The 23,358-nt window shown below is 60.9% G+C and carries 23 protein-coding genes and 1 pseudogene; 12 read left to right on the top strand and 12 right to left on the bottom strand.

The window, feature by feature from the left end; genetic code table 11:
* Positions 1 to 168 precede the first annotated feature (168 nt).
* The 5 genes from PDO_RS17885 (at position 169) to PDO_RS17865 (ending at position 5,685) form a co-directional block, all read left to right on the top strand.
* A complete protein-coding gene (locus PDO_RS17885) occupies positions 169 to 660 on the top strand; it encodes an NUDIX hydrolase (protein WP_007605271.1) in 492 nt (163 codons plus the stop codon).
* A 165-nt stretch (positions 661 to 825) separates the two neighbouring features.
* A complete protein-coding gene (locus PDO_RS17880) occupies positions 826 to 2,382 on the top strand; it encodes an inorganic phosphate transporter (protein ID WP_007605269.1) in 1,557 nt (518 codons plus the stop codon).
* A gap of 9 nt (positions 2,383 to 2,391) precedes the next feature.
* Positions 2,392 to 3,129, top strand: coding sequence for a 16S rRNA (uracil(1498)-N(3))-methyltransferase (locus tag PDO_RS17875; protein WP_007605267.1), 738 nt, complete (start codon positions 2,392 to 2,394; stop codon positions 3,127 to 3,129).
* Between the two features lie 153 nt (positions 3,130 to 3,282).
* The gene (locus PDO_RS17870; RefSeq protein ID WP_007605265.1) at positions 3,283 to 4,656 is read left to right on the top strand and encodes a glutamate--cysteine ligase; all 1,374 of its coding nucleotides are present in this window, start codon (positions 3,283 to 3,285) and stop codon (positions 4,654 to 4,656) included.
* Positions 4,657 to 4,791: 135 nt separating this feature from the next.
* Positions 4,792 to 5,685: a DUF937 domain-containing protein gene (locus PDO_RS17865; protein WP_007605263.1), complete on the top strand. Its 894-nt coding sequence runs from the start codon at positions 4,792 to 4,794 to the stop codon at positions 5,683 to 5,685.
* A gap of 158 nt (positions 5,686 to 5,843) precedes the next feature.
* Here PDO_RS17865 and PDO_RS17860 read toward each other — a convergent pair whose 3' ends face one another.
* Entirely contained in the window at positions 5,844 to 6,143 is a 300-nt protein-coding gene (locus PDO_RS17860; RefSeq protein ID WP_007605260.1) for a DUF1127 domain-containing protein, read from the bottom strand.
* A gap of 198 nt (positions 6,144 to 6,341) precedes the next feature.
* Here PDO_RS17860 and PDO_RS17855 point away from each other — a divergent pair, with 198 nt between their 5' ends.
* On the top strand, positions 6,342 to 7,295 hold the full coding sequence (locus PDO_RS17855; protein ID WP_007605258.1) for a LysR substrate-binding domain-containing protein: 954 nt from the start codon (positions 6,342 to 6,344) through the stop codon (positions 7,293 to 7,295).
* Positions 7,296 to 7,309: 14 nt separating this feature from the next.
* Here the strand turns inward: PDO_RS17855 and PDO_RS17850 are convergent, their stop codons facing one another.
* Both PDO_RS17850 and katG read right to left on the bottom strand, forming a co-directional pair.
* Entirely contained in the window at positions 7,310 to 7,960 is a 651-nt protein-coding gene (locus PDO_RS17850) for a TetR/AcrR family transcriptional regulator (protein WP_007605256.1), read from the bottom strand.
* 244 nt (positions 7,961 to 8,204) lie between these two features.
* Positions 8,205 to 10,376, bottom strand: a complete 2,172-nt coding sequence (katG, locus tag PDO_RS17845) for a catalase/peroxidase HPI (RefSeq protein WP_007605253.1) — start codon at positions 10,374 to 10,376, stop codon at positions 8,205 to 8,207.
* A 98-nt stretch (positions 10,377 to 10,474) separates the two neighbouring features.
* Here katG and PDO_RS17840 point away from each other — a divergent pair, with 98 nt between their 5' ends.
* On the top strand, positions 10,475 to 11,446 hold the full coding sequence (locus PDO_RS17840) for a LysR substrate-binding domain-containing protein (RefSeq protein ID WP_007605251.1): 972 nt from the start codon (positions 10,475 to 10,477) through the stop codon (positions 11,444 to 11,446).
* On the opposite strand, the gene PDO_RS17835 is transcribed toward PDO_RS17840, so the two are convergent.
* The gene (locus PDO_RS17835) at positions 11,419 to 12,564 is read right to left on the bottom strand and encodes a DUF3734 domain-containing protein (RefSeq protein ID WP_007605249.1); all 1,146 of its coding nucleotides are present in this window, start codon (positions 12,562 to 12,564) and stop codon (positions 11,419 to 11,421) included. The genes PDO_RS17840 and PDO_RS17835 overlap by 28 nt on opposite strands.
* 254 nt (positions 12,565 to 12,818) lie before the next feature.
* On the opposite strand from PDO_RS17835, the gene PDO_RS26780 reads away from it, so the two are divergent.
* Positions 12,819 to 13,304, top strand: a complete 486-nt coding sequence (locus PDO_RS26780; protein WP_007605247.1) for a hypothetical protein — start codon at positions 12,819 to 12,821, stop codon at positions 13,302 to 13,304.
* Positions 13,305 to 13,415: 111 nt separating this feature from the next.
* Here the strand turns inward: PDO_RS26780 and rirA are convergent, their stop codons facing one another.
* Complete coding sequence (gene rirA, locus PDO_RS17825) at positions 13,416 to 13,916, bottom strand: iron-responsive transcriptional regulator RirA (RefSeq protein ID WP_007605244.1); 501 nt, start codon at positions 13,914 to 13,916, stop codon at positions 13,416 to 13,418.
* A gap of 226 nt (positions 13,917 to 14,142) precedes the next feature.
* On the opposite strand from rirA, the gene PDO_RS17820 reads away from it, so the two are divergent.
* Positions 14,143 to 15,132 (top strand): Fe(3+) ABC transporter substrate-binding protein, encoded by a 990-nt coding sequence (locus PDO_RS17820; protein ID WP_244426481.1) that lies wholly within the window; start codon positions 14,143 to 14,145, stop codon positions 15,130 to 15,132.
* Positions 15,133 to 15,246: 114 nt separating this feature from the next.
* Here the strand turns inward: PDO_RS17820 and PDO_RS17815 are convergent, their stop codons facing one another.
* From PDO_RS17815 to PDO_RS17795, 5 genes are all read right to left on the bottom strand, one after another.
* Positions 15,247 to 16,311 (bottom strand): M48 family metallopeptidase, encoded by a 1,065-nt coding sequence (locus tag PDO_RS17815; protein WP_007605240.1) that lies wholly within the window; start codon positions 16,309 to 16,311, stop codon positions 15,247 to 15,249.
* Positions 16,301 to 17,374 carry a YjgN family protein gene (locus PDO_RS17810; protein ID WP_007605237.1) on the bottom strand — a complete coding sequence of 358 codons (1,074 nt, stop codon included), beginning with the start codon at positions 17,372 to 17,374 and terminating at the stop codon, positions 16,301 to 16,303. Before PDO_RS17810 ends, PDO_RS17815 begins: the two co-directional genes overlap by 11 nt.
* Before the next feature lie 128 nt (positions 17,375 to 17,502).
* Complete coding sequence (locus PDO_RS17805) at positions 17,503 to 17,889, bottom strand: GFA family protein (RefSeq protein ID WP_007605234.1); 387 nt, start codon at positions 17,887 to 17,889, stop codon at positions 17,503 to 17,505.
* Positions 17,890 to 17,997: 108 nt separating this feature from the next.
* Positions 17,998 to 19,494: a CoA-acylating methylmalonate-semialdehyde dehydrogenase gene (locus PDO_RS17800; RefSeq protein WP_007605232.1), complete on the bottom strand. Its 1,497-nt coding sequence runs from the start codon at positions 19,492 to 19,494 to the stop codon at positions 17,998 to 18,000.
* 116 nt (positions 19,495 to 19,610) lie between these two features.
* Positions 19,611 to 20,516 carry an NAD(P)/FAD-dependent oxidoreductase gene (locus PDO_RS17795; RefSeq protein WP_007605230.1) on the bottom strand — a complete coding sequence of 302 codons (906 nt, stop codon included), beginning with the start codon at positions 20,514 to 20,516 and terminating at the stop codon, positions 19,611 to 19,613.
* 143 nt (positions 20,517 to 20,659) lie between these two features.
* Here PDO_RS17795 and PDO_RS17790 point away from each other — a divergent pair, with 143 nt between their 5' ends.
* The 3 genes from PDO_RS17790 to PDO_RS17780 all read left to right on the top strand — a co-directional run bounded on the left by PDO_RS17790 (position 20,660) and on the right by PDO_RS17780 (position 22,477).
* Positions 20,660 to 21,121: an Rrf2 family transcriptional regulator gene (locus tag PDO_RS17790; protein WP_007605227.1), complete on the top strand. Its 462-nt coding sequence runs from the start codon at positions 20,660 to 20,662 to the stop codon at positions 21,119 to 21,121.
* 144 nt (positions 21,122 to 21,265) lie between these two features.
* Complete coding sequence (locus tag PDO_RS17785; protein ID WP_007605226.1) at positions 21,266 to 21,592, top strand: putative quinol monooxygenase; 327 nt, start codon at positions 21,266 to 21,268, stop codon at positions 21,590 to 21,592.
* A gap of 3 nt (positions 21,593 to 21,595) precedes the next feature.
* Positions 21,596 to 22,477 (top strand): LysR family transcriptional regulator, encoded by an 882-nt coding sequence (locus PDO_RS17780; RefSeq protein ID WP_007605225.1) that lies wholly within the window; start codon positions 21,596 to 21,598, stop codon positions 22,475 to 22,477.
* Between the two features lie 4 nt (positions 22,478 to 22,481).
* On the opposite strand, the gene PDO_RS17775 is transcribed toward PDO_RS17780, so the two are convergent.
* Positions 22,482 to 23,090 carry a DUF1007 family protein gene (locus PDO_RS17775; RefSeq protein WP_007605224.1) on the bottom strand — a complete coding sequence of 203 codons (609 nt, stop codon included), beginning with the start codon at positions 23,088 to 23,090 and terminating at the stop codon, positions 22,482 to 22,484.
* Positions 23,087 to 23,358, bottom strand: a pseudogene (locus tag PDO_RS28425) (hypothetical protein); the annotation flags it as partial. The gene PDO_RS17775 and the pseudogene PDO_RS28425, both read right to left, overlap by 4 nt.

The raw sequence follows: 23,358 nt of genomic DNA, 5'->3' as shown, positions 1-23,358 counted from the left end.
GTCATGACATGTCGCTTGACGGTGACCTCGTCTGGTCTGCAGCTGTTAGCAGAACGAATCTGTGTATTGACCTGTTGCTTTTGCTGCCACGTCTTCATCTTGTCGCGTTATCGTGTCTTATTCATATTAGAAAGTTAAGGTATAGGATTTTTGGCTATTTTGCGCCGTATGGCATCCGATCTGAAGCTCATGTTCCGCCGACCGCTCAGGCAGCAGTTCGCGGCGATATGCTTTCGGCTGCGTAAGAAGAACGGTGATCTCGAAGTGCTTCTGATGACCAGCCGCGACACCGGTCGCTGGGTAATCCCGAAGGGTTGGCCAATGGAAGGCAAGAAGGCCCATGCCGTTGCCGAACGCGAGGCCTACGAGGAGGCTGGCGTCAAGGGCAAGGCATGCAAGGAACCGATCGGCTACTATACTTATCACAAACGCATGGATGGCGGACTGAAGATCCTGTGCAGGGTGCAGGTTCATGCACTTCAGGTCAAGGACATGCTCGACGACTTTCCGGAAAAGGGCATGCGCCGGATGGAATGGGTGAACTGCCAGGAAGCGTCATCGCGCGTGCAGGAACCGGAACTGAAGGTCCTGTTGCATACGTTTGAGCAGGACATGATCAACCGGGGTGCGGCGCGCAGCCGGATCAACGCCGCAGAATAGGCCAGAACAACATTCTCCGCCTTATTGAACCTCCGGCTTTTTGCGCTTACGCAAGGAGATCACATGCGCGCCTGCGTCGTCGATAGACGACGCGCGGCCCCGCATCATACCTCAATGCCTCGGATGGCAAGACATCGGGTCATTCCATCCGAAGGAAAGCAGCACATGACCAAGCCCGACCTGAAACCGCCACCCAGAGCGCAGCCCAAACTGTCCAAGCCGACGTTGGACAAGGATCTCGACAAGATCACCTATGCCGAGGAAGCCGCGCAGCATCTGTCGCGGCGCGTGCTGCCCTTCGGTCTCGGACTGGTCTTTCTGGTTCTGGTCATGGCCCTGGCCGGCATCTATGTCAGCGATCGTCCCGGAGCAGTGATCATGGTCGCTGCTGCCGTTCTCGGCGGCTATATGGCGATGAATATCGGCGCCAATGACGTGACCAACAACGTCGGCGCGGCGGTGGGCGCACGGGCGATCTCGATCGGTGCCGCGCTCGCGATGGCTGCCATCTTCGAAATCGCCGGCGCGGTGATTGCCGGCGACACGGTGGTAATGACGATTTCCCGTGGCATCCTGGCTCCTGAAGCCGTCGGCAATCCACAAGACTTCGCAACCGCCATGCTTGTCGCGCTGCTGGCCGCGGCGCTGTGGATCAACCTGTCCACATGGCTGAATGCACCGGTCTCGACGACACATTCCATCGTTGGCGCCGTCATGGGTGCCGGCATTGCAGCGGCCGGGATGAACTCGGTGAATTGGGGCGCGCTCGCCGGTATCACGGCAAGCTGGATCATATCGCCACTCCTGGGTGGCGGGCTGGCAGCCCTGTTTCTCGCTTTCATCAAGGAGTTCATCCTCTACCGGATCGACAAGATCGGCGCTGCCAAACGCTGGGTTCCGGTCCTGGTTGGCCTGATGGCCGGCGCGTTCACGCTCTACCTGACCGTCAAGGGCATCGGCCAGGTGTTTGAACTTGGGCGTTATGACTCGGTGATCGCGGGTTTCTGCGTCGGCCTTGGCTGCTGGGTCGTCGCCATTCCCCTGGTACGGCGGCAGGCGGAAGGACTTGAGAACCGCAATCAGTCGCTGCGCAAGCTGTTTCGCCTACCGCTGGTGATTTCCGCCGCCCTGCTCTCCTTCGCCCACGGCGCCAATGATGTTGCCAATGCCATCGGTCCGGTGGTGGCGATTTTCCAGGCGATCGGCGAAGATACCGCCACGGCGCGCATGGGGACGCCGATTTGGGCGACGCCGACATGGGTGACGCTGATCGGCGCCTTCGGCATTGCCGTCGGCCTGCTGCTCTACGGTCCACGCCTGATCCGCCTCGTCGGCACGCAGATCACCAAACTCAATCCGGTGCGGGCCTATTGCGTCGCGCTTTCGGCAGCAGTGACCGTCATTCTGGCCTCGTCGCTCGGCTTGCCGGTCAGTTCGACCCATATCGCCATCGGTGCCGTGTTCGGCGTCGGCCTGTACCGCGAATGGTATATCCGCAACTCAAAGCGTCGCATCGCATATCTGCGGGAGAAATTCGGCCATTGGGAAGCCGAGGATGAACAGATTGCCGAACGCGATCCGGATGAAGTCGGTCGCCGCCGTCTGGTTCGCCGTTCGTATTTCATCACCATGATCGCCGCCTGGAGCGTGACAGTGCCGTGTTCAGCCGGTCTGGCCGCACTGCTCTACGGTGCCATTTCGCTGTTTTTCGGCCATATCTGAGGGTTTTTCATGCGCGCCAACTACCGGATGCAGAGACTGTATGTCACCGCGTCACTTGCGGCTGAAACGGGCTTCGAGGCAACGCCCGAGCAGTTCAACTACCTGGCCAATGTGCTGCGCTTCGAGGAGGGCACGGATGTACTGGTCTTCAATGGCCGCGATGGGGAATGGCGGGCAAGGGTCAGCTTTCCGACCCGCAAGCGCATCCTGCTGACGCCCGTCGAAGAGACACGGCCACAGCCTGCCGATTGCGACCTGCACTTCCTGTTTGCACCGCTGAAGGTCGGCCGGATGGACTACCTGATCCAGAAGGCCGTCGAGATGGGGGCCGGCATGCTGCAGCCGGTGATCACCCGGCATGTGCAGGGCAAGATCGGCAGTCTAGAGCGGCTGCAGGCCAATGCCGTCGAGGCAGCGGAGCAATGCGGCATCCTGGCCATCCCGACCGTCAGGCCGACGGTGAAGCTGAAGGACATGCTGGAGCGCTGGCCTTCGCAGCGGCGGATCATCTATTGCGACGAGGATGCCAGCACGCAAAACCCGCTGCCGGCCCTTGCCGCCATAACCGAGCGTTCGCTGGCACTGCTGGTCGGCCCCGAGGGCGGGTTTTCTGACGAGGAACGCCAGTTGCTGCGCTCCCTGCCCTTCGTTACGGCCATCCCGCTTGGGCCCAGGATCCTGCGCGCAGATACCGCGGCAGTCGCGGCAATGGCCGTCGTGCAGGCGGCGATCGGCGACTGGCGGTAGGCGGGTTTGCAAACGTCAATTTCAAGAGCATGCCGTTTCTCTTTTTTGAGCAGGCCTTGAGAGTTTTTCACTTGCACGCAACAAATTTCCGGTCCAATCACCTGTCCATATGGGCCTATGCGCCCTGCGACAAAGCCCAACAAGGTTACCTTCATGGCTCGTGACACGACCGACGATACACCCCTCGGCTCCATTGAGGACATGGCCGCCTATATGGCCGCCGGCTCCAAGCCGAAAGAGGCGTTCCGGATCGGCACCGAGCACGAAAAATTCGCCTTTTTCCGCACCGACAACAGCCCGGTCCCCTATTTCGGCGATGCCAGCATTTCCGCGCTCTTGAAGGGCATGCAGGCAAAGCTTGGCTGGGATCCGATCATGGACGGCGAGAACATCATCGGTCTCGGCGAACAATCGGGCATGGGCGCGATCTCGATCGAGCCCGGCGGCCAGTTCGAGCTTTCCGGTGCGCCGGTGGAAACCCTGCACCAGACCTGCAAGGAATCGAACCATCACCTGGCCGTGCTGCGCGATGTCGCCGAACCGATGGGCATCCGCTTCCTCGGTCTCGGCGGCAGCCCGAAATGGACGCTGGCCGAGACGCCGCGCATGCCGAAGTCGCGCTACGACATCATGACCCGCTACATGCCGAAGGTCGGCAGCAAGGGTCTCGACATGATGTACAGGACCTGCACGATCCAGGTGAACCTCGACTTTTCGTCGGAAGCCGACATGCGCCAGAAGATGCGCGTATCGATGAAGCTGCAGTCGCTGGCCACGGCATTGTTTGCGTCCTCGCCGTTCACCGAAGGCAAGCCGAACGGGCTCGTCTCCTGGCGCGGCGATATCTGGCGTGATACCGACAACCAGCGTGCCGGCGTCCTGCCCTTCACCTTCTCCAGGGATTTCTGTTTCGGCGACTATGTGCGCTGGGCGATCGAGGCGCCGATGTATTTCATCGTGCGCGACGGGCGCTACCACGATTGCACCCATGTCACCTTCCGCCAGTTCATGGAGGGTGCTCTGAAGGGCGAGGTGGCCGAATGGGAGCCGACGCTTGGCGACTGGACCAACCATCTCTCGACGCTGTTTCCCGATGTGCGCCTTAAGCGCTTTCTTGAAATGCGTGGCGCTGACGGCGGTCCATGGCGGCGGATCTGCGCGCTTCCGGCCTTCTGGGTCGGCCTGCTCTATGATGATGCAGCCCTTGCTGCGGCCGACGAACTGACCGCCGACTGGACTGTCGAGGACGTGGTGCTGATGCGCGACACCGTTCCGGTACAGGGTATGAAGGCCAGCGTCGCCGGCCGGCCACTGATGGACGTGGCGCGTGACGTCGTCGAACTGTCACGGCAGGGCCTGAAGTCGCGTGCGCGCCTCAATGGCGAAGGCCAGGACGAGAGCGTGTTCCTCGGTCCGCTGGACGAAGTGATCGCCAAGGGCACGACCCTGGCCGACGACTTGCTGTCGCTCTATAACGGCCGCTGGAACGGCCGGATCGATCCGGTTTTCGAAGAATACCAGTATTGATCGAGGGGGCTGCGATGGCCCTCCCGTCCGCATGACATGCCTGCTTTGGCGAAACCGGTAAAAACCGGTTTGCGCAGTGTTTTTTCCGGTTATAGTGCCAGAAACCATCTGCATGTATCCGGGGAGAAAACGTTCATGCTGCCACTGTTCGACATGATGCTTCAGGCGCAGAACGGGACGGCAATGGATGCCATGGCCCGACAGTTTGGGCTTGCCCAGGAGCAGGCCGCAAAAGCGATGGCGGCGCTCACCCCGGCGTTTGCATCGGGTTTCAAACGCAGCGCCAGCAATCCTTACGACTTTTCCACCCTGATCTCGGCGATGACGTCCGGCAATTACGCGAAGTATTTCGAGGACATGAGCTCGGCATTTACGCCGCAGGGCGTGGCCGACGGCAATCAGGTACTGCAACAGCTGTTCGGCTCGAAGGAAGTGTCTCGGGCGATAGCTGCGCAGGCAGCTCAACTCACCGGCATTGGACAGGATGTGCTCAAGCAGATGATGCCGGCCATGGCCGACACCATCATGGGCGGCCTTTTCAAGCAGACGACCGGCCAGTTCCCCGGCGCCGACGCCTTTGCCAATTCGCCGATGAACAAGATGATGCAGCAATGGCTGGAAAGCACCGGCATGCAGCCCAAGCCGCAACCACCGGCCAATATCTTCGACAACCCGTTCACCAAGGCCTTTCAGGAGATGATGGGCGGGGCGAAGAAGCCGGAGGCCGCTGCAGGCGCCGGCAATCCCTTCTTCGACAATCCGTTCGCCAAGGCCTTTCAGGACATGGCGACAGCCTATGGCGCTGCAGCCGGCGGAAAACCGGCGGAAAGTGCCGCCCAGCCGACCAAGGAAGACCCCAAGCCGGCCGCAGGCGACGACCAGGCCAGTTTCACCGCGATGATGAACTCGATGTTCGACAGCGGCCTTGAAGTGCAGAAGGGTTACCAGAAGAGCATGGAACAGATCTTCGACAGCTATCTCTCCGCCAGCAAGGGCGAGACCGATGCTCCGCCGGAGAAAAAGGCGTAAATTCCCGCCTGATTGTCGCGCAGATTTGCTGGGCAGATTTGCCGCTCAAGTTTGCTGGGGGCAGGCCCTTCTCGGCAGAAAAAAAGCCCGGTCTGAACTCGTTCAGGACCGGGCAAAATGCAGGGCTATTGGCTATCACCCTGCGGGGATGGGAAAAGTCACTCGGCGCGAACCCCGCGCAATGAATTCTCGGACCGGCGACGCGCAATGCGCTTCAGATGCGGCGAAGGATCGTCCGCATAACTGACCAGATTGAGGACTTCGTGAATGTCGACACGGCTGAGGCCGAGGTCATTCAGGAGCCTTTCATCCAGTTCGATCAGGCGGTTCGCAGCGCGGTGATTGCGTAGAGCAGAGCGAAGGGATCGCAGGCTCACCAGCCAGGCCGTAAGACGCGCGGCAAGCGTCGGCCGTGGGGTGGCAAGGTCGAGGTCGAGGATCCGATCAGTCGTGCGCATGGCAATCATCCTTCCGATTTGGCACGAGGAAAAGCGTCCTTGCCGCAGGCGCGGAAAGGTCATGAGGTTGGGGGTTGAAACTGAGCGACCGATTTCGGTCAATGCGATTTGCAAGACCGAGAATGTCGAAAGGATATTGATCAGTCCAACGAATGTTTCTAATGATAAGCATCAACAACACTTATGGATGCTCTTGTCATGTCGGCACCCCTCGATATCGATCAGCTTCAGACCTTCATCGCCATTGTCGATACCGGCAGCTTCACCAAAGCGGCCGGCCGCGTGTTCAAGACCCAGTCCGCCGTCTCGATGCAGATGCGCCGTCTGGAAGAGCGTGTCGGCAAGCAGCTTTTCATCAAGGATGGCCGCGGCAACAGGCTGTCGGTCGATGGCGACAAGCTGCTCAATTACGCGCGCCGGATCATCCGGCTGAACAGCGAGGCGATTGCCGCATTCGATGACAACCGGCTTGAGGGAACGCTGCGCATCGGCACGCCAGACGACTATGCCGACCGCTACATGCCGGAGATCATCGGGCGCTTTGCCAAGACGCATCCGAATGTCGAGCTTTATATCGTCTGCGAACCCTCGGTCGATCTCGCCGAGAAAATGGCCAAGGGCGAGCTCGACATCGCGCTGGTGACCCACAATCCGCTGTTGCGCCAGTCGGATGTGGTGCGCACGGAGCCACTGTGCTGGGTCGGGTCGGCAAACCATCCGTTGCGGGAAAATGCGCCGGTACCACTGGCCGTGGGGCGCCGTGACTGCCAGTGGCGGCAGTTGGCCTGTTCAGCGCTGGATGCCGACGGGCGTGAGTACCAGATCCTGTTTACCAGCTGGTCGTCGACCGTGGTTGCCGCTGCCGTGCTTGCCGGCATGGCTGTGTCGATCCTGCCGGAATCGGCGCTCCGGACAGGTATGAAAGTTCTGACAGCTGCCGACGGATTTCCACCACTCCCACCGGTGCAGATCGGCCTGATGAAACGTCCCGGCCTGTCGACCTCACTGTTGAACGCCATCACCGACCACATCACTGCGTGCCTCGACAACATCACGCCGGCGCAAGTGGAGGATGACCTGGATGGAGAATCCAAGGCCTATTCACGCTTTTACCCGCGGCTGAGAGCCGGCAATATGATTCCCGGCTGGTAAGCGCTGGGCATCAACTACACGGCAAAAAGCGTCGCCTTGACGAATCTCTGCCACTGGCCAAGATGAAGCTGCGCCTGTTCTTCCGGCAGTCCGGCAATGAAGCGAATGACTTCTCCGCTGGAGAGGATCTGCAACTTCAGGCTGGCGCGCATGCGCTCCTGATCCTCGGCTGGCACCAGATCTCCGAGATCGGCAAGAAAGGCCGTGATCAGTACATCATGGTTGGACGCGACCAATTGCTTCAGATCAGGGTCAGCCAATGTGGCCGACCACATCGATAGGTAGACCGGTTCCCTGGTGAATATCTCATGGAATTTTGCGAGCGCGACGACGGCACGATCGCATGCCTCCTCGCGGGTCTTCACGCCACGGAACACCGTGGTAGTGGTGTCGCTGATCGACTTGCTAAAATGATCATGCAGCGCCCGGATGATCGCCGCCTTTTCCGGGAAGAACTGGTAGAGCGAACCGATGGGTATGCCTGCCTGCACGGCAATCTCGCTCATGGTCAGGCCCGAAATGCCCTTTTCCGTCAACAGGCGGATGCTTGCGGCCATGATGGCTTCCAGCCGCTGGATGCTGCGTTCCTGCTGGGGCTTCTTGCGTAAACGGATGCGCGGTTTTTCATTGTGGTCGATCATCGACATTTCAACCGGTGTACCCACCGGCTCCCTTCAAACTCATACAAAGCCAATAAGCAACGCACCTGCCCAAAAGGTTAACGCAACCAATGCGGCATCCGCAATTGAGGGGGCAAACACAAAAAAGGTCAGCGCTGGCGGGCGCTGACCTTTTTCGCATCCTTTGGCCGCGTGTGTTCGGCCATCGGGACATTCTACAAATAACAACCTTGGGTACGCCTGATGCTTGGGCCATCTCGAAAGAGGGCGGCAAGCACCAAGCGAGCAATCACACGAGGTCGAAGCGGTCCGCGTTCATCACCTTGGTCCAGGCCGCAACGAAGTCCGTCACGAACTTTTCCTTGTTATCGTCCTGCGCATAGACTTCGGCGTAGGAGCGCAGGATCGAGTTCGAGCCGAGCACCAGATCGACGCGCGTCGCCGTGTACTTGGTCGCGCCGGACTTGCGCTCGCGGATGTCATAGCTGTTGCTGCCGGTCGGGACCCAAGTATAGGCCATGTCCGTCAGGGTGTCGAAGAAGTCGGTGGTCAGGGCGCCAACGCGGTCGGTAAACACGCCGTGTGCCGTGCCGCCGTAATTGGTGCCGATGACACGCATGCCGCCGATCAGCACTGTCAGTTCGGCAGCGGTCAGTCCAAGCAACTGTGCGCGATCGAGCAACAGTTCTTCCGGGCTGACGACATAGTCGGTCTTCTGCCAGTTGCGGAAACCATCCGCGACCGGCTCGAGGACGGCGAAGCCATCCACATCGGTCTGTTCGGCGGTTGCATCGCCACGGCCCGGCGCGAAGGGAACGCTGATCTCGAAGCCTGCAGCCTTTGCCGCCAGTTCGACGCCGACATTGCCGGCCAGAACGATGACGTCGGCAAGGCTTGCGCCGGTTTCTGCAGCAATGCCTTCGAGAACCGCCAGAACCTTGGCGAGACGCTGGGGCTCATTGCCTTCCCAGTCCTTCTGCGGAGCCAAGCGGATGCGGGCGCCATTGGCACCGCCGCGCTTGTCGGAGCCACGGAAGGTGCGGGCACTATCCCAGGCGGTCGCCACCATCTCGCCGGTGGAGAGGCCGCTGTTGATGATCTTGGCCTTGACCGCGACGACGTCGTAGTCCGTGCGGCCGGCCGGGATCGGATCCTGCCAGATCAGGTCTTCGACCGGAACGTCCGGGCCGAAATAACGGGACTTCGGTCCGACGTCGCGATGGGTCAGCTTGAACCAGGCGCGGGCAAAAACGTCCGAGAAATGGTCCTGATCGTCCCTGAACTTCAGCGAGATCTCGCGGTAGATCGGGTCAACCTTGAGCGCCATGTCGGCATCGGTCATCATCGGCATGACGCGGATCGAGGCATCCTCGACATCGACCGGCTTGTCCTGTTCGGCAATGGTGATCGGCGCCCATTGCGACGCTCCTGCCGGGCTGTGCGTCAACGTCCATTCATGCTTGAACAGCATGTCAAAGAAGCCGTTGTCCCACTTGGTCGGCTCGGTGGTCCAGGCGCCCTCGATGCCCGAGACGACCGTGTCGCGGCCGATACCGCGGCCCTTGGTGTTCATCCAGCCGAGACCCTGGAATTCCGGACCTGCAGCTTCAGGATCGGCGCTGAGATTGGCAGCACTGCCATTGCCGTGCGACTTGCCGATGGTGTGGCCGCCGGCGGTCAGAGCGACGGTTTCTTCATCGTTCATGCCCATGCGGGCGAAGGTTTCGCGCATCTGCGCGGCAGTCGCCAGCGGATCGGACTTGCCGTTGACACCTTCCGGGTTGACGTAGATCAGGCCCATCTGCACGGCCGCCAGCGGGTTGGCCAGCGTTTCCGGCTTGGTGACATCGCCATAGCGATTGTCGCTGGGCGCCAGCCATTCCTTTTCGTCACCCCAGTAGGTATCCTTTTCCGGGTGCCAGATGTCTTCGCGGCCAAAGGCGAAGCCGAAGGTCTTCAGGCCGGCGACATCATAGGCCATGGTGCCAGCGAGCGCGATCAGGTCGGCCCAGGAGATCTTGTTGCCGTACTTCTTCTTGATCGGCCAGAGCAGGCGGCGGCCCTTGTCGGTGTTGACATTGTCCGGCCAAGAGTTCAGCGGCGCAAAGCGCTGGTTGCCGGTATTGGCGCCGCCACGGCCGTCGGTGACGCGGTAGGAGCCGGCTGCGTGCCAGGTGACGCGCGCCATCATGCCGACATAGGAGCCCCAGTCGGCCGGCCACCATTCCTGGCTGTCCAGCATCAGGGCGCGCAGATCTGCCTTCAGCGCCTCGACGTCCAGCGTCTTCAGCTCTTCGCGATAGTTGAAGCTCGGCCCCATCGGATTGGTCTTGGCGTCGTGCTGGTGCAGGATGTCGAGGTTCAGCGCGTTCGGCCACCAGTCCATGACGGACTTGCCAATGGCGGTATTGGCGCCGTGCATGACCGGACATTTGCCGGTCGGTTTCGTATGTTCGTTCATATTGGCCTCCTGTTACTGCGTGTCGTGAGGCACAATCTCCCAATTGATCCATAATTCCCAATTGTATTTGATGGTATCTTCGATAAGGTAATCCTATCATGATTACCATTCGTCAGTTGCGCTATTTCGAGGCCCTCGCCACCACCCTGCACTTCGGTCGCGCCGCCGAGATGGTGCATGTCAGCCAGCCGGCGCTGTCGACGCAGATCATGGAACTGGAGCGCCATCTCGGGGTCAAGCTGATCGAGCGAACCCGCGGATCAACCCTGCTGACGGCAAAAGGCGCCGAACTTCTGGCTCATGCAAGGGCGGTGCTTTCATCGGTTGACCGACTGGAACAGGCCGCCCGGCAAAACAGCGGAACACTCGAGGGCCTGCTGAGGCTCGGCATCATCCCGACGGTCGCGCCCTATCTCGTGCCGCAGGTGGTGCCCTATCTGCGGCGCATGCATCCGCTGATCGAACTGGAGCTCAAGGAGGCCGTCACGGACCGCCTGGCAGCCGACCTTGCCGAAGGGCGGATCGACGCGATGATCGTGGCGCTGCCGATCGAAGCCGACAATTTCATCGATATCCACCTGTTCACCGACCGCTTCTTCATGGCCATGGCCGAAAACGACAGCGACGTCTTGCTGTCGCCGCTCACAGAGACGCAGGTCGACCTGGAACGCCTGCTGCTGCTTGAAGAGGGTCATTGCCTGCGTGACCAGGCGCTGGCCGTTTGCAAGGCCGCCAACCGGCGCAGCCTGATCAATTTCGGCGCCACCTCCATGGCGACGCTGCTGCAGATGGTGTCGCACGACATGGGCATGACGCTGATCCCCGAAATGGCCGTCGAGACCGAGACCGGCCGCAACCACCTGCGCATCGTGCCTTTTGCCGAACCGCAGCCGGCCCGCGAAATCGGGCTGGTCTGGCGCCGCTCCAATCCGCGGCGTGCCGACATGGAGGCGCTGGCACATGCGATCATCGCCAGCCGGCGCGAGCCTTCGAAACCGCTATCGCGGGATGGCGGCACCGCGCGGGTGCGGCCGATTGCGCCTCAGGACACGGCAGCCCGCTTGTCGTGACGTTCGCGCGCCAGGTCGAAGATCTGGATGCCGTCCTTGGGCCGGCCGCGGTTGCGCCACCTGGAATGTTTGAGCGTGTAAGCCACATCGTCATAGCCGGCCTGCCAGTGCTCGTTGATCGAGCGGCGGGAGAATTCGACATCCATCGCATGGGTGGCATAGGCGGCGCGGCGATGGATCAGATGCACGATCGTGACATCGTATTCCTGGCCGATCGAACGCAGGATCTTCGCGTCCTCGTCATCGAGCAATTCCGGCGGCAGTTTTTCCAAGAGACGCTTGGCAGCGCGGCGGACCATCTGCTTTCTTGCAAAGTCATCGGTGTTCATACGGGTCCGGCTGGAATAGCGGATTTCTTTGACCCGGCTTTCCACCTCGAACTGATCCCTCGGCATATCGCCACGGGCACTGAACAGGTCGACCTGGAAGATCTCGAGATCACAATCAGCCTCGTTGACCGCCAGGACATGCTGCAGCGGCGTGTTGGACACCAGCCCGCCGTCCCAATAGAAGTGCCCATCGATCTCGATCGGGGCAAATCCTGGCGGCAGCGCGCCGGATGCGGCGATATGGCGGGCGTCGAGTTTGGTCTTGCGGTTGTCGAAATAGGCAAAATTGCCTGACTGGACATCGACGGCACCGAGGCTCAGCCGGGTCGATCCATCGTTGAGGAGATCGAAATCGATCAGATTGTCCAGTGTCTTCATCAGCGGGTCGGTATCGTAGTAGCTGATCAGCGCTGCAGGATTGGTGGCAAGCTGGAACGGCGTGTAGAGACGCGGCGAAAAGAAACCCGGTATGCCGAAAAGCGTGCCGGTCATTGCGGCAATATCGTTGTTCACCCGGCGCAGGCTGCTCTCCTGATCACCGAAGGCAAAAATCGGGCTGGAGGAGACCATGTCCCAGAAGGCGCGGAGATTGCCGATGCGCCTGTCGCGTGGACTGCCGGCGATGATGGCGGCATTGATGGCACCGATCGAGATGCCAGCCAGCCAGTCAGGCTCAAGCTCATGCTTGTGCAGCGCCTCATAGGCGCCGGCCTGATAGGCGCCAAGCGCGCCGCCGCCTTGAAAAACGAAAATGCGATTGCTGTCGGAATTGCCGGCGGTCTCGGACATGGAGGCTCGATATTCGTTGTTGCACTGCACCATATATAGAGATCATCCGGGGGCGGACCAGTGCCGTCAGCGCAAGGCAGCGTTTCCATTTCGACTTTGCAGTGAAGTGCAGGAGAATGGTGAAATTCGTCACGCCGACGTGCAAAAAGGGCGGCGAAACCTTCCCAAAAGAGGTTCGACACTGCAAACAAAGGCTTGGCTAAATTCCGCTCGAAATCCTAAGCTCGGGCAACATCTGTGTCATTGGGGATATCATGCGCCTTCAACTGCAATCGGGATCTTCGTTCCGGACGATTCTATCCCGCACGCTGCTCGCCTTCGTCATGTCCGCAGCGCTGTCGATCGCGCCGGCCGTTGCAGACGAAGCCGAGGTTGACCAGCAGATCGAAAATCTGCTCGGCAATGCGGATCTCTTCAAGTCCACGATCTCGGACCTGCAGGCGCGGATCGCCAATGAAGATTCGATCGCGGTCTCAGCCTTCATCGACTACCCGATCACGGTAACGATCAACGGCCGACGCAAGACGCTTCGCCAAGCAGAGGATCTCGAGCCGCTCTATTACGATATCTTCACGCCGGAGATCACCGAGGTCATCGTCAACCAGGATTATGGCAGCCTGTTCGTCAACGGCGACGGCGTCATGTTCGGCAATGGCGAAATCTGGATGAATGCCATCTGCCTCGATGAGGCCTGCAACGAGACCGAAGCCAGGATCATCACGATCCAGGCGGCCGAATAAAAAGACCCGCTGGTGACAGCGGGTCGACAGGATCAGGTCTGATCACCGGACTGGCGCATCGGCGCCAATCCTCAGGTGGGTCTGCAGGCGCCATTCTTCAGGCGGCAGCCTTCAGGCAGCGGGTGCAGTCAGCGCAGCCGCTGCGGCCGTAGCCGCGATGCCCTTGGGCGAAAATTCATTCAGCCCGAGCAGGAAGTTGATCTGCGGACGCGTCTTGACGAGGTCGTCGATCGTATACTGCGACAGCACGTCGAAGAAGGCATTCAGAGCCTTGCGCAGGGCCGAGTTCAGGCCACAGCTATCGATCAGCGGACAATCCACATCACCATCGTCCTCGAAGCACTCGGCCATCGCGAAGCTGTCTTCGGTGACGCGGACGACATCGAACAAGGTGATCTTGTCGGCGGCACGACCGAGGCGCACGCCACCGTTGCGACCGCGCACGGTTTCCACGAGACCGGCCTTGTTCAGAGGCTGGAGAATCTTGAACAGGAAGAGCTCCGACACGCCATAGGACTTGGCGATTTCCGGGATCCGGCTCAGGTTTTCCTTGTTTGCAGCGCAGTACATGAGCATGCGCACTGCGTAATTTGTCTGCTTTGTCAAACGCATGCATGATTCCTCAGTTTCACTTGGCCCTTATATAGCGCCTTTTGTAGTTTTGAACAATTCCAAATTACTCAAGTTCTGAACTCACGTGATCGTGAGCATAGTCTAGCGCGATTGACAGCCGGGGGCAATTTATGAATATGAGACTCAAGTAATCTAACAGGGAGGCAAAATCATGGTAAAAGCCCATTTCACCCGTCTTGCTCTGAGCGCAGTTTCCGCACTGTCTATGACGGCTGGTGCAGCACTCGCCGATGGCGAGGTCAACATCTATTCCTATCGTCAGCCCGAGCTGATCCAGCCGCTGATGGATACGTTCACCAAGGAAACCGGCATCCAGACCAATGTGCTGTTCCTCGATAAGGGACTGGTCGAGCGGATTTCGGCTGAAGGCGCCAATTCTCCGGCCGACCTGATCCTGACCGTCGATATTGCCCGCCTGACCGAAGCCAAGGAAGGCGGCGTGACACAGCCGCTCAATGACGAGCGGATCAACTCCCAGATCCCGGCGCAGTACCGCGACAAGGATGGCGACTGGTTTGGCCTGACCACTCGCGGCCGCGTCGTTTATGCCTCCAAGGAGCGCGTGACGGAAGACACGATCACCTATGAAGAGCTTGCCGATCCGAAGTGGAAGGGCAAGCTTTGCATGCGCGACGCGCAGCACTCCTACAATATCGGTCTGTTTGCCTCGATGGTGGCCCATCATGGCGCCGAATACACCGAAAAGTGGCTGGCCGGCGTGAAGCAGAACCTCGCGCGCAAGCCCGACGGCAATGACCGCAGCCAGGCCAAGGCAATCATGGCTGGCGAATGCGACATCTCGCTCGGCAATACCTATTATGTCGGCCTGATGCTGACCAACGAGAAGGATCCCGAGGAAAAGGAATGGGCTGCCGCCATCAAGGTGCTGTTCCCGAACTCTGCTGATCGCGGCACGCATGTCAACGTCTCTGGCATGGCACTCGCCAAGAATGCGCCGAACAAGGACAATGCGATCAAGCTGATGGAATTCCTCGCTTCGGATGAAGCCCAGGGCATCTATGCCGAGAAGGTGTTCGAATATCCGGTCAGCCCGAAGGCCAAGCCTTCGGACATCGTTGTCGGTTTCGGCACGATCAAGCCCGACAGCCTGGCGCTGACCGATGTCGCGGCAAACCGCAAGGTGGCCTCCGAACTGGTTGACAAGGTCGGCCTGAACGAAGGCCCAAGCAACTAAGCTGCTCGGCAACGTATGGAACGGAAAAAGGGGCGATCGTCAGGTCGCCCCTTTTTCATGTGGTCCGTGTTGCGACGCTCCGCGCCTCAAGGGTGCGGCCACAACCCCATATCTTCAGGGCGACTTGCTGCCTGAAAACTCTTTGGCGTAGTCCTCGATCGCCTTGCGGCGATCACCGGTGCCGGGATGGGTGGACAGGAAAGAACTGTCATCGTCGCGGCCATATTTCTCTTCGATCAGGCTGAAAAAGCGATTGATCGCCGCCGGGTCGCGACCGGCTTTGGTCATCAGCTCGACCGATACGCGGTCAGCCTCGCTCTCGGCATCGCGCGAATAAGACAGCGCCAGCAGGGCCGCGCCATTGGTCATGATGTCCTCGCCGGCGCTGCCGATATCGCCGGCGATCAGCATGATCAGGCCTGCCGTGCCCGCTGCACGGTAGAGCTGACGCAGCGAGTGCTCCCGTTCGACATGGCCGATCTCATGGGCAAGCACGCCGGTGATCATGTCGAGATCGCCGGCGGCCAGTTCCACCAGTTCGTCGGTGATGACCAATGACCCGTCCGGCAGGGCAAAGGCATTGGGACCAATCGGACCACCCCGGCGAAAATTCAGCTTGTAGCCGTCGACGCCGCGCACTGAAACGGCAGCGATACCGGCAAAGGCATCGCTGATCTCGCGGCGCTTGACCTCGGGCAGATCGCTTGCGCTGAACACCGTCTTGTCGAGCGAGATCAGCGTACCGCTGGCCATCCATTGCGTGACGACGGGCGGCGTCGCCAGAACGGCGACCTCCACCAGGGCCGGAACGGCAAACCGATAGATCAGGCCGGCCAACAGGAAGATCGCCAGCACGACGCCGATCAGGCGCGGATGGAAGCGTTCCAGTTCATGGACGAAGCCGATGCGCCGGTGGCTGCGGAGCCAGAGGTCGACGGCATCATTGTCCTCGGTCTCGAAGAGAGACCCGTTGGCAAACGTGATGCGGCGCGGGATACGGCCAACGCGGGCCGACACATCGACACGCGACAGGTCGTTGACCGCGACCGGATCACCTGTCTTCCCGTCCAGGCTGACGACCAGCGTCTTGCCCGTCGCCGACAGCCCCGCCGGTGAGGCGAGACTGGAGCCCGGCGGATGCCAGCGGCCAGCTGCAATGCGTGTGGGGTCAGAAGCCAAAATCGAACCCTTCGAGATCGAGGTATTCCGCCGTCACGGCAGAACCGGATTGCTGAATGGAAGAGACAACCTCGCCCAGTTCGCCATCGACGACAATGCCGGAATGGGTGACGACATAGCGGTGTTCTCGCACTGCAGCCCATGGCCGCATCAGGCCCAGCGTCACGACCGAGACCACCAGGTTCGACACCAGGATCCAGAAATAGCGCAGCCGGCCGAGATCGGAAAACAGGCGATGGCGGGTATCGAGCGTGGTGGCGTTCATCACGACATTGCGCACGCCGATGCGGTAGAAGATCGCGGCGATCCCGAACAGCAGGAATGCGGGGATCAACACGCCATAGATCGCCATGACAATCTGGAATGTCGGGTCATCATCCATGCCGAAGGAGGCGCTGTCGGCGGCAGCAAAATAGGCGAGCAGGCCAAGGCCGCCGCCAAGTGCCATGCCGACGATCATGATCAGGAAAGCCGGCAGCCAGACGCGGTAGAGGCTGCCGATCTTCGGATCGGTGGAGAAGGGACGATCACCATAACGCAGGTTATTGAAAATGTAACGATAGAGCCAGCGACTGGCGAAGGGTGCCAGAATGCCGAACGAAAACAGGGCTACGATGCCGCCGATGATGATGGCGACAAAGGCGCCCCAGGTCTTGCCGGTAAAATCGAAGCGAATGTTGCGATAACTGGTGACCCGCGCATTGAAGCGCAGGCTGCGCATGACGATCCACGGCAGAAGCAGCAGCATCAGTACACCAAGCGCAATGCCGACAAACGGCATGAAGGTCAGGACGATGTTGTAGAGAATGATATAGGCGAACACGATGGCCCGGCCGATGAAGATCTGCATACCGCGCGCATGGTATTCGAACGAGTGATCGTCTACGAAGCTGTTGCCGTAGAAATAGCGATTGCGGCGGACCTTGGCCCAGGCGGAATAGATGCCGAGGGTGACGATCGTCAGAAGAACATTGACGATCCAGATACCGAAATATTCGCCAGCGCTGCCGCGGAAATCGCCGCGCTTCAGGTTGGCTGCCCGGCCGAATACTGCTTGTTGCATGAAATGTCCCTTAGCTGATCACCTAGACGCTCTCCCTATCCCCGGGACGCGCGCAAATGCCACTGAGCATGCCCGGCGGTGACACTCAAGTGCGCTTCGACACTGCGACGAAGCCAATCCCGTCTGGTTTAGCGGATCTCGACGCACCACCATTTAGGTCGCGTGCTGGTATAGGAATGAAAGGTCGGGCGCAGTTCGATACTTCCCTGCCGATCAAAACAGCCGAGAAGCAAAGCGATGGTGGGCGCGTCGTCGACGGCGCCCAGCGACGAACCGCACTGGCTGCAGAATGCGCGCGACGAGATGTCCGATGAGCGCCAGACCGCCGGTGCACCGCCCTGCCCCACCCAGCGCACGGCATCGCGAGGGAACTCGACCCAGGTGGCGGTCAGGGCACCGGTATGGCGCTGGCACATCTTGCAGGAACATGTATGCGGCCTTGCGGCCGGTGCGTCCGCCTCAAAGCGCAGCGCGCCACACAGGCAGCCGCCTGTGTGAATCTTCGATCGTGCCATTTCCGCCCTCCCCAGTTCAGGAAAGACTATTGCAATCACTATTGCCCGGCAAGCAAACGCCACCCCGCCTTGCGGCAGAGTGGCGCGGATCTTCGCCTGTGACGCTGCTTACTTCATCGTCGGCATGACAAATTCGGCGCCGTCCTTGATGCCGGACGGCCAACGGCTGGTGACCGTCTTGGTGCGGGTCCAGAACTTGATCGAATCCGTACCGTGCTGGTTGAGGTCACCGAAGGACGACGACTTCCAGCCACCGAAGGAGTGGTAGGCGAGCGGAACCGGGATCGGCACGTTGATGCCGACCATGCCGATGTTGATGCGCGAGGCAAAGTCGCGGGCGGCGTCACCGTCGCGGGTGTAGATCGCGACGCCATTGCCGTACTCATGCTTCATCGGCAGATCGAGGGCTTCCTCATAGGTCTTGGCGCGCACGACCGAGAGGACCGGTCCGAAGATCTCGGTCTTGTAGATGTCCATATCAGGCGTGACATTGTCGAACAGGCAGCCGCCGACGAAATAGCCGTTCTCGTAGCCCTGGAGCTTGAAATCGCGGCCGTCGACGACGAGCTTGGCACCGGCTTCGACGCCACTATCGATCAGGCCACGGATGCGCGCCTGGGCTTCCTTGGTGATGACGGGGCCGAGATCGGCCTTGTCATCGGTGTAAGGGCCGATGCGCAAGGATTCGACCATCGGGGTCAGCTTTTCGATCAGACGGTTTGCCGTCTCTTCGCCGACCGGTACTGCGACCGAGATTGCCATGCAGCGCTCGCCGGCCGAACCGTAGCCGGCGCCCATCAGCGCCTGGGCGGCCTGGTCGAGGTCAGCGTCGGGCATGATGATCATGTGGTTCTTGGCGCCGCCGAAGCACTGGGCGCGCTTGCCGTTCATCGCCGCCGTTCCATAGACGTAGCGGGCGATCGGGGTCGAGCCGACGAAGGAGACGGCCGAAATGTCCGGATGCGTCAGGATGCCGTCGACGGCCGACTTGTCGCCGTTGACGACATTGAGGATGCCGGCCGGCAGCCCTGCCTCGATCATCAGTTCGGCGAGGCGAATCGGAACGGACGGATCACGCTCGGACGGCTTCAGGATGAAGGCGTTGCCGCAGGCAATAGCGGGCGCAAACATCCACATCGGGATCATCGCCGGGAAGTTGAATGGCGTGATGCCAGCGCCGATGCCGACAGCCTGGCGGATCGAATACATGTCGATGTTCGGGCCAGCACCTTCGGTGAATTCGCTCTTCGACAGATGCGGGATGCCGATGACGAATTCGCAGACTTCGAGACCGCGGATGATGTCACCCTTGGCGTCTTCGATCGTCTTGCCGTGTTCGCGCGACAGGGTTTCGGCCAGGCTGTCCATGTTGTCGTTCAAGAGCTGGACGAACTTCATGAAGACGCGGGCGCGGCGCTGCGGATTGGTCGCGGCCCACTTGACCTGGGCCTGCTTGGCATTCTCGACGGCTGCGTTCAGTTCGTCTGCGCTGGCGAGCGAGACTTCGCCCTGCACTTCGCCGGTGGCCGGATTGTTGATCGGCTGCTTGCGACCCGAGGTGCCGGCGACATGCTTGCCGCCGATGAAATGGCCTACCTGATACATGGGTGTCCTCCTGATTGTTATGGAGGCAGTATGCGCTTCGGTTTTGACAAATCAACGCCATGATTTACGCATCTGTTGTGCGTAGATCGTAGCCATCTCCTGTCATTGCCCAGTGATCATCCCCACAAGGTAGCCTCAATCAGTGCCCGATGGGCCGATGTGCCGGCCATGACACCGGCAGCACTGGCAAGCGTCGCATTGTGCATGGGGCTCGCGGCATCGCCGGCGGCAAAAACGCCGGGCAGGCTGGTGCGGCCCATATCGGCCTTGATGTGGAACCCTTGAGGACCTTCCTCCAGCTCCAGCCCGAGTTGGCTGGCGAGCGGCGAGGCGATGGCAACCTTTGACTGCGCGAAGAGGGCGTGGACCTCGACCGTGCGTCCGTCGGCAAGCCGGACACCATGGAGGCCGTGCCCCTCGCCCAGCAGTTCGACGACACGTTCGGTTTCCATCGAAACGCCCCGTGCCGAGAGCATCGCAGAGAGTTCGTCATCGAAGGTCACCCCCGGCTCGACGAACATGGTGGTCTTGCCCCAATCCGGCAGCAGTCCGCCCTGGTGCGCGGCGAGCGGCGACGAGGCGAGGATGCCGATCGGGCCGCCACCGATCTCGAAGCCATGGCAATAGGGGCAATGCAGAACGCTCCTGCCCCAGCGTTCGGCGAGGCCTGGTATCGCCGGCAGCGTGTCCTCGACGCCCAGCGCAAGGACAAGGACCGTACTTTCGGCACTGCCATGTTCGGCCAGTTCGAGATGGAAGCCGCCGATACGGCGCTCTGCCGTCAGCGCCTCGTCCTGCCACAGTGTGAATGTCGGATAGCGACCAAGCTGGGCCAGTGCGTCGGCACGGATGTCGGCCGGGGGGCGATTGTCCTGACCGAGAAAACCATGCGCGGTTGCGGCGAAACGATTGCGCAGACGACCGGCATCGACCATCAGCACATGTTTTCGAGCGCGGACCAGTTGCATGGCGGCGGACAGGCCGGCGAAGCTTCCCCCGACGACGATTGCATCGAATTTCATGACAGGCTCCCTTTCATGTATCTTTTCAAGTTACGTACTTTCATAAGTTACGGAAGCGTCCGCCGTCAAGTGATGTAACTCCGCTTGTTGCATAAGGCGCTTTGCGCTAACTGATACACGCAAGCCCCCAGGAGGATAGACCGATGCGAGGTGACACACGGCTGTCGCGCATGCTGCATGTGCTGATCCATCTCGACCGCCATGCCGACAGCATGACATCCGAGATGATCGCCAAGATGCTCAACACCAATCCCGTCGTGGTCCGCCGGACGATGGCGGGCCTGCGCGAGCGCGGATATGTGCAGTCGGAAAAAGGCCATGGCGGCGGCTGGCGGCTGACGAAACCGCTTTCAGATATTACCCTGCTCGATGTCTATGACGCGCTGGAGCGGCCGGACCTCTTCTGCCTGGTCACCTCCTCGGACCATGCCGGTTGCCTGGTCGAGATCGCCGTGAGCGACGCGCTCGAGGATGCAAAGCGCGAGGCGGAGGCCCTGCTGCTGTCACGCTTTGCGACCATCCGCCTGTCGGACATTGCCGACAGTTTCGAAACCCGCATGGCGCTTCTCGGACTCGACGCGGGTTTGCCAGGGTCCAGACCATGATGTCACATCACCAAGGAGTTCCAAGGCTGGGCAGGACACCGCCTGATCGGGAATCAGCACTTCAAATTTAACAGGCCAGCGCTATTAATCTGGCGCCTGCTGTGCAAAATTTGATGCAAGCACACTGATTGCCGGAACCGTGACATGAGCGAAGCGCCCCGCACCCATATCGTCAGAATGGCCGAACTGGAGATCGATGCGGACCAGCTGGAGGCCTATCGTCTGCTGCTGGCCGAGGAGATCGAGGCTTCCGTTGCCATAGAACCGGGCGTGCTGATGCTGAATGCGGTTGCGCTCCGGGATGATCCGACCCAGATCCGCATCCTCGAAGTCTATGCCAGCCAAGGGGACTACGAGGCCCATCTGCAAACGCCGCATTTTCTCACATACAAAAGCCTGACATCCGGCATGGTCAAAGCCCTGCGGCTTGTCGAAGTCGATCCGGTATTAATGCGCAGCAAGATGGAATAGGCGATGAACTGGGACGATGTCCGTATCTTCCTCGCCGTAGCGCGCTCCGGCCAGATCCTGGCTGCATCGCGCCGGCTTAGCCTCAACCACGCGACGCTGTCACGTCGGCTGACCGCGCTGGAGACGGCGCTGAAGACGCGGCTGTTCATCCGCCGCACCAATGGCTGCGAGCTGACGGCGGAGGGCGAAGCGTTCCTCACGTCGGCGGAGCGCATGGAGACCGAGATGCTGGAGGTACAGGCGCGCCTCGGGCGGACGGATGCACGGGTTGCCGGCACCGTCCGCATCGGGGCACCGGACGGGTTCGGGGTGTTCTTCCTAGCTTCACGGCTCGGCGCACTGATCGAGCAACATCCGGAGCTGAAGATCCAGCTGGTGCCGGTGCCGCGCTCCTTCTCGCTGTCACAGCGCGAGGCCGATATCGCGGTGACGCTGGAGCGGCCGGACCAGGGGCGGCTCGTGTCCTCGAAGCTGGTCGACTACACGCTCGGGCTCTATGCATCGCGGGCCTATGCCGAAGCGCATGGCCTGCCGGCAACGGCCGAAGACCTGAAGAACCATCGCCGCATCGGTTATGTCGAGGACCTGATCTTCACGCCGTCGCTGAACTTCACCGGCGAGGTGATGCGCGACTGGAATGCCGGCTTCGAGATATCCTCGGCCATCGGCCAGACGGAAGCGGTGCTGGCCGGTGCCGGGATCTGCATCCTGCATGCCTATATCGCGCGCCAGCATGACACTCTCGTCCGGGTGTTGCCGGATATCAGCCTGACACGCGCCTACTGGACCACCTATCACGAAAGCGCACGCGACCTGGCGCGCGTGCGCGCCGTGGTGCAGTTTCTCCAAGAGGCCGTCGAAGTGGATCGGGCGATCTTCAGCTAAGCTTTCAACGGCAGGTCAGAACGGCCACGGCCGGCGTGACCAGACCGCCGAAATAGGCCGCATCGGGCTTCGGCGCGATCGTGGCGGTGCAGCGGCCTTGATCGCCGCGCAGGATCAGCGGCTGAACCCGTGCGAAGCGAAAGGCGAGCGTCAGGTCGCGGTCGCGCAGCATCAGCTCCAGCCGTGTGCCACCCTGCAGCATGGCTGGTTGCGAAACGGCAAAGGCCATGCTCAGCACGATATGGCCGCTCTGCATCCTTGTATCGGCGCCGACGGGCGCAGCGAGTGCGACAGATCTGTCGGCGATCCGTATTTCGGTGAAGAAGCCATGCGTGCCCAGGCTGGTCGTGATCTCGGTGGTCAGGGCATCTGCTTCCTCCGGATCCAGCGCGCCATCGCGATCGGAATCGACGCGGGCAAGCAGCCTTGCGCTGGTCGCCGCATCAAAGGAGAGCAATTGCGCAATGCCGGTCAGCCTGCCGGCACGGATGTCGAACAGCACACGCGCCGTCACCGCCATGTCCGGATGGGCGAAGGCCGGCGCTACGCAGAGCAGGCTCGTGATTGCGAGCAGTCCGGCGAGGATGGCGCGATGTTTCACAGGGTGCCTCATAGCGCGCTTCCCACCGCGTCGAGCGCCGGCAGAACTGGATCGAAGCCGAAAAGAGCGCCCTCGCCCTGCAGCACGGCAAAGGGCGGCGGTGTCAGGCTCTTGTCCTTGGCGGCAAGGTAGGCGCCGCCGTAGAGCAGGCCGATGGCGATCATCCAGCTTGCGACGATGCGGCTGCCGATCGAAAGCCAGGGCGGGTCGAAACGGCCGACCGGCAGCGCAACGGCGGCGATGAACCAGAACTGCGCCAGCAGCGCTGCCGGCAGGTAAT

Origin of the sequence: Rhizobium sp. PDO1-076, from assembly GCF_000247475.1 — a bacterium.
Classification (GTDB): Bacteria; Pseudomonadota; Alphaproteobacteria; order Rhizobiales; family Rhizobiaceae; genus Allorhizobium.
This window is presented reverse-complemented; position numbering and strand designations above follow the sequence as displayed.

Coding starts and splice junctions, on each gene's coding strand:
- PDO_RS17885 (WP_007605271.1), top strand. CDS start 169: ATGGCATCCGATCTGAAGCTCATGTTCCGCCGACCGCTCAGGCAGCAG.
- PDO_RS17880 (WP_007605269.1), top strand. CDS start 826: ATGACCAAGCCCGACCTGAAACCGCCACCCAGAGCGCAGCCCAAACTG.
- PDO_RS17875 (WP_007605267.1), top strand. CDS start 2,392: ATGCGCGCCAACTACCGGATGCAGAGACTGTATGTCACCGCGTCACTT.
- PDO_RS17870 (WP_007605265.1), top strand. CDS start 3,283: ATGGCTCGTGACACGACCGACGATACACCCCTCGGCTCCATTGAGGAC.
- PDO_RS17865 (WP_007605263.1), top strand. CDS start 4,792: ATGCTGCCACTGTTCGACATGATGCTTCAGGCGCAGAACGGGACGGCA.
- PDO_RS17860 (WP_007605260.1), bottom strand. CDS start 6,143: ATGCGCACGACTGATCGGATCCTCGACCTCGACCTTGCCACCCCACGG.
- PDO_RS17855 (WP_007605258.1), top strand. CDS start 6,342: ATGTCGGCACCCCTCGATATCGATCAGCTTCAGACCTTCATCGCCATT.
- katG (WP_007605253.1), bottom strand. CDS start 10,376: ATGAACGAACATACGAAACCGACCGGCAAATGTCCGGTCATGCACGGC.
- PDO_RS17840 (WP_007605251.1), top strand. CDS start 10,475: ATGATTACCATTCGTCAGTTGCGCTATTTCGAGGCCCTCGCCACCACC.
- PDO_RS17835 (WP_007605249.1), bottom strand. CDS start 12,564: ATGTCCGAGACCGCCGGCAATTCCGACAGCAATCGCATTTTCGTTTTT.
- PDO_RS26780 (WP_007605247.1), top strand. CDS start 12,819: ATGCGCCTTCAACTGCAATCGGGATCTTCGTTCCGGACGATTCTATCC.
- rirA (WP_007605244.1), bottom strand. CDS start 13,916: ATGCGTTTGACAAAGCAGACAAATTACGCAGTGCGCATGCTCATGTAC.
- PDO_RS17820 (WP_244426481.1), top strand. CDS start 14,143: ATGACGGCTGGTGCAGCACTCGCCGATGGCGAGGTCAACATCTATTCC.
- PDO_RS17810 (WP_007605237.1), bottom strand. CDS start 17,374: ATGCAACAAGCAGTATTCGGCCGGGCAGCCAACCTGAAGCGCGGCGAT.
- PDO_RS17805 (WP_007605234.1), bottom strand. CDS start 17,889: ATGGCACGATCGAAGATTCACACAGGCGGCTGCCTGTGTGGCGCGCTG.
- PDO_RS17800 (WP_007605232.1), bottom strand. CDS start 19,494: ATGTATCAGGTAGGCCATTTCATCGGCGGCAAGCATGTCGCCGGCACC.
- PDO_RS17795 (WP_007605230.1), bottom strand. CDS start 20,516: ATGAAATTCGATGCAATCGTCGTCGGGGGAAGCTTCGCCGGCCTGTCC.
- PDO_RS17790 (WP_007605227.1), top strand. CDS start 20,660: ATGCGAGGTGACACACGGCTGTCGCGCATGCTGCATGTGCTGATCCAT.
- PDO_RS17785 (WP_007605226.1), top strand. CDS start 21,266: ATGAGCGAAGCGCCCCGCACCCATATCGTCAGAATGGCCGAACTGGAG.
- PDO_RS17780 (WP_007605225.1), top strand. CDS start 21,596: ATGAACTGGGACGATGTCCGTATCTTCCTCGCCGTAGCGCGCTCCGGC.
- PDO_RS17775 (WP_007605224.1), bottom strand. CDS start 23,090: ATGAGGCACCCTGTGAAACATCGCGCCATCCTCGCCGGACTGCTCGCA.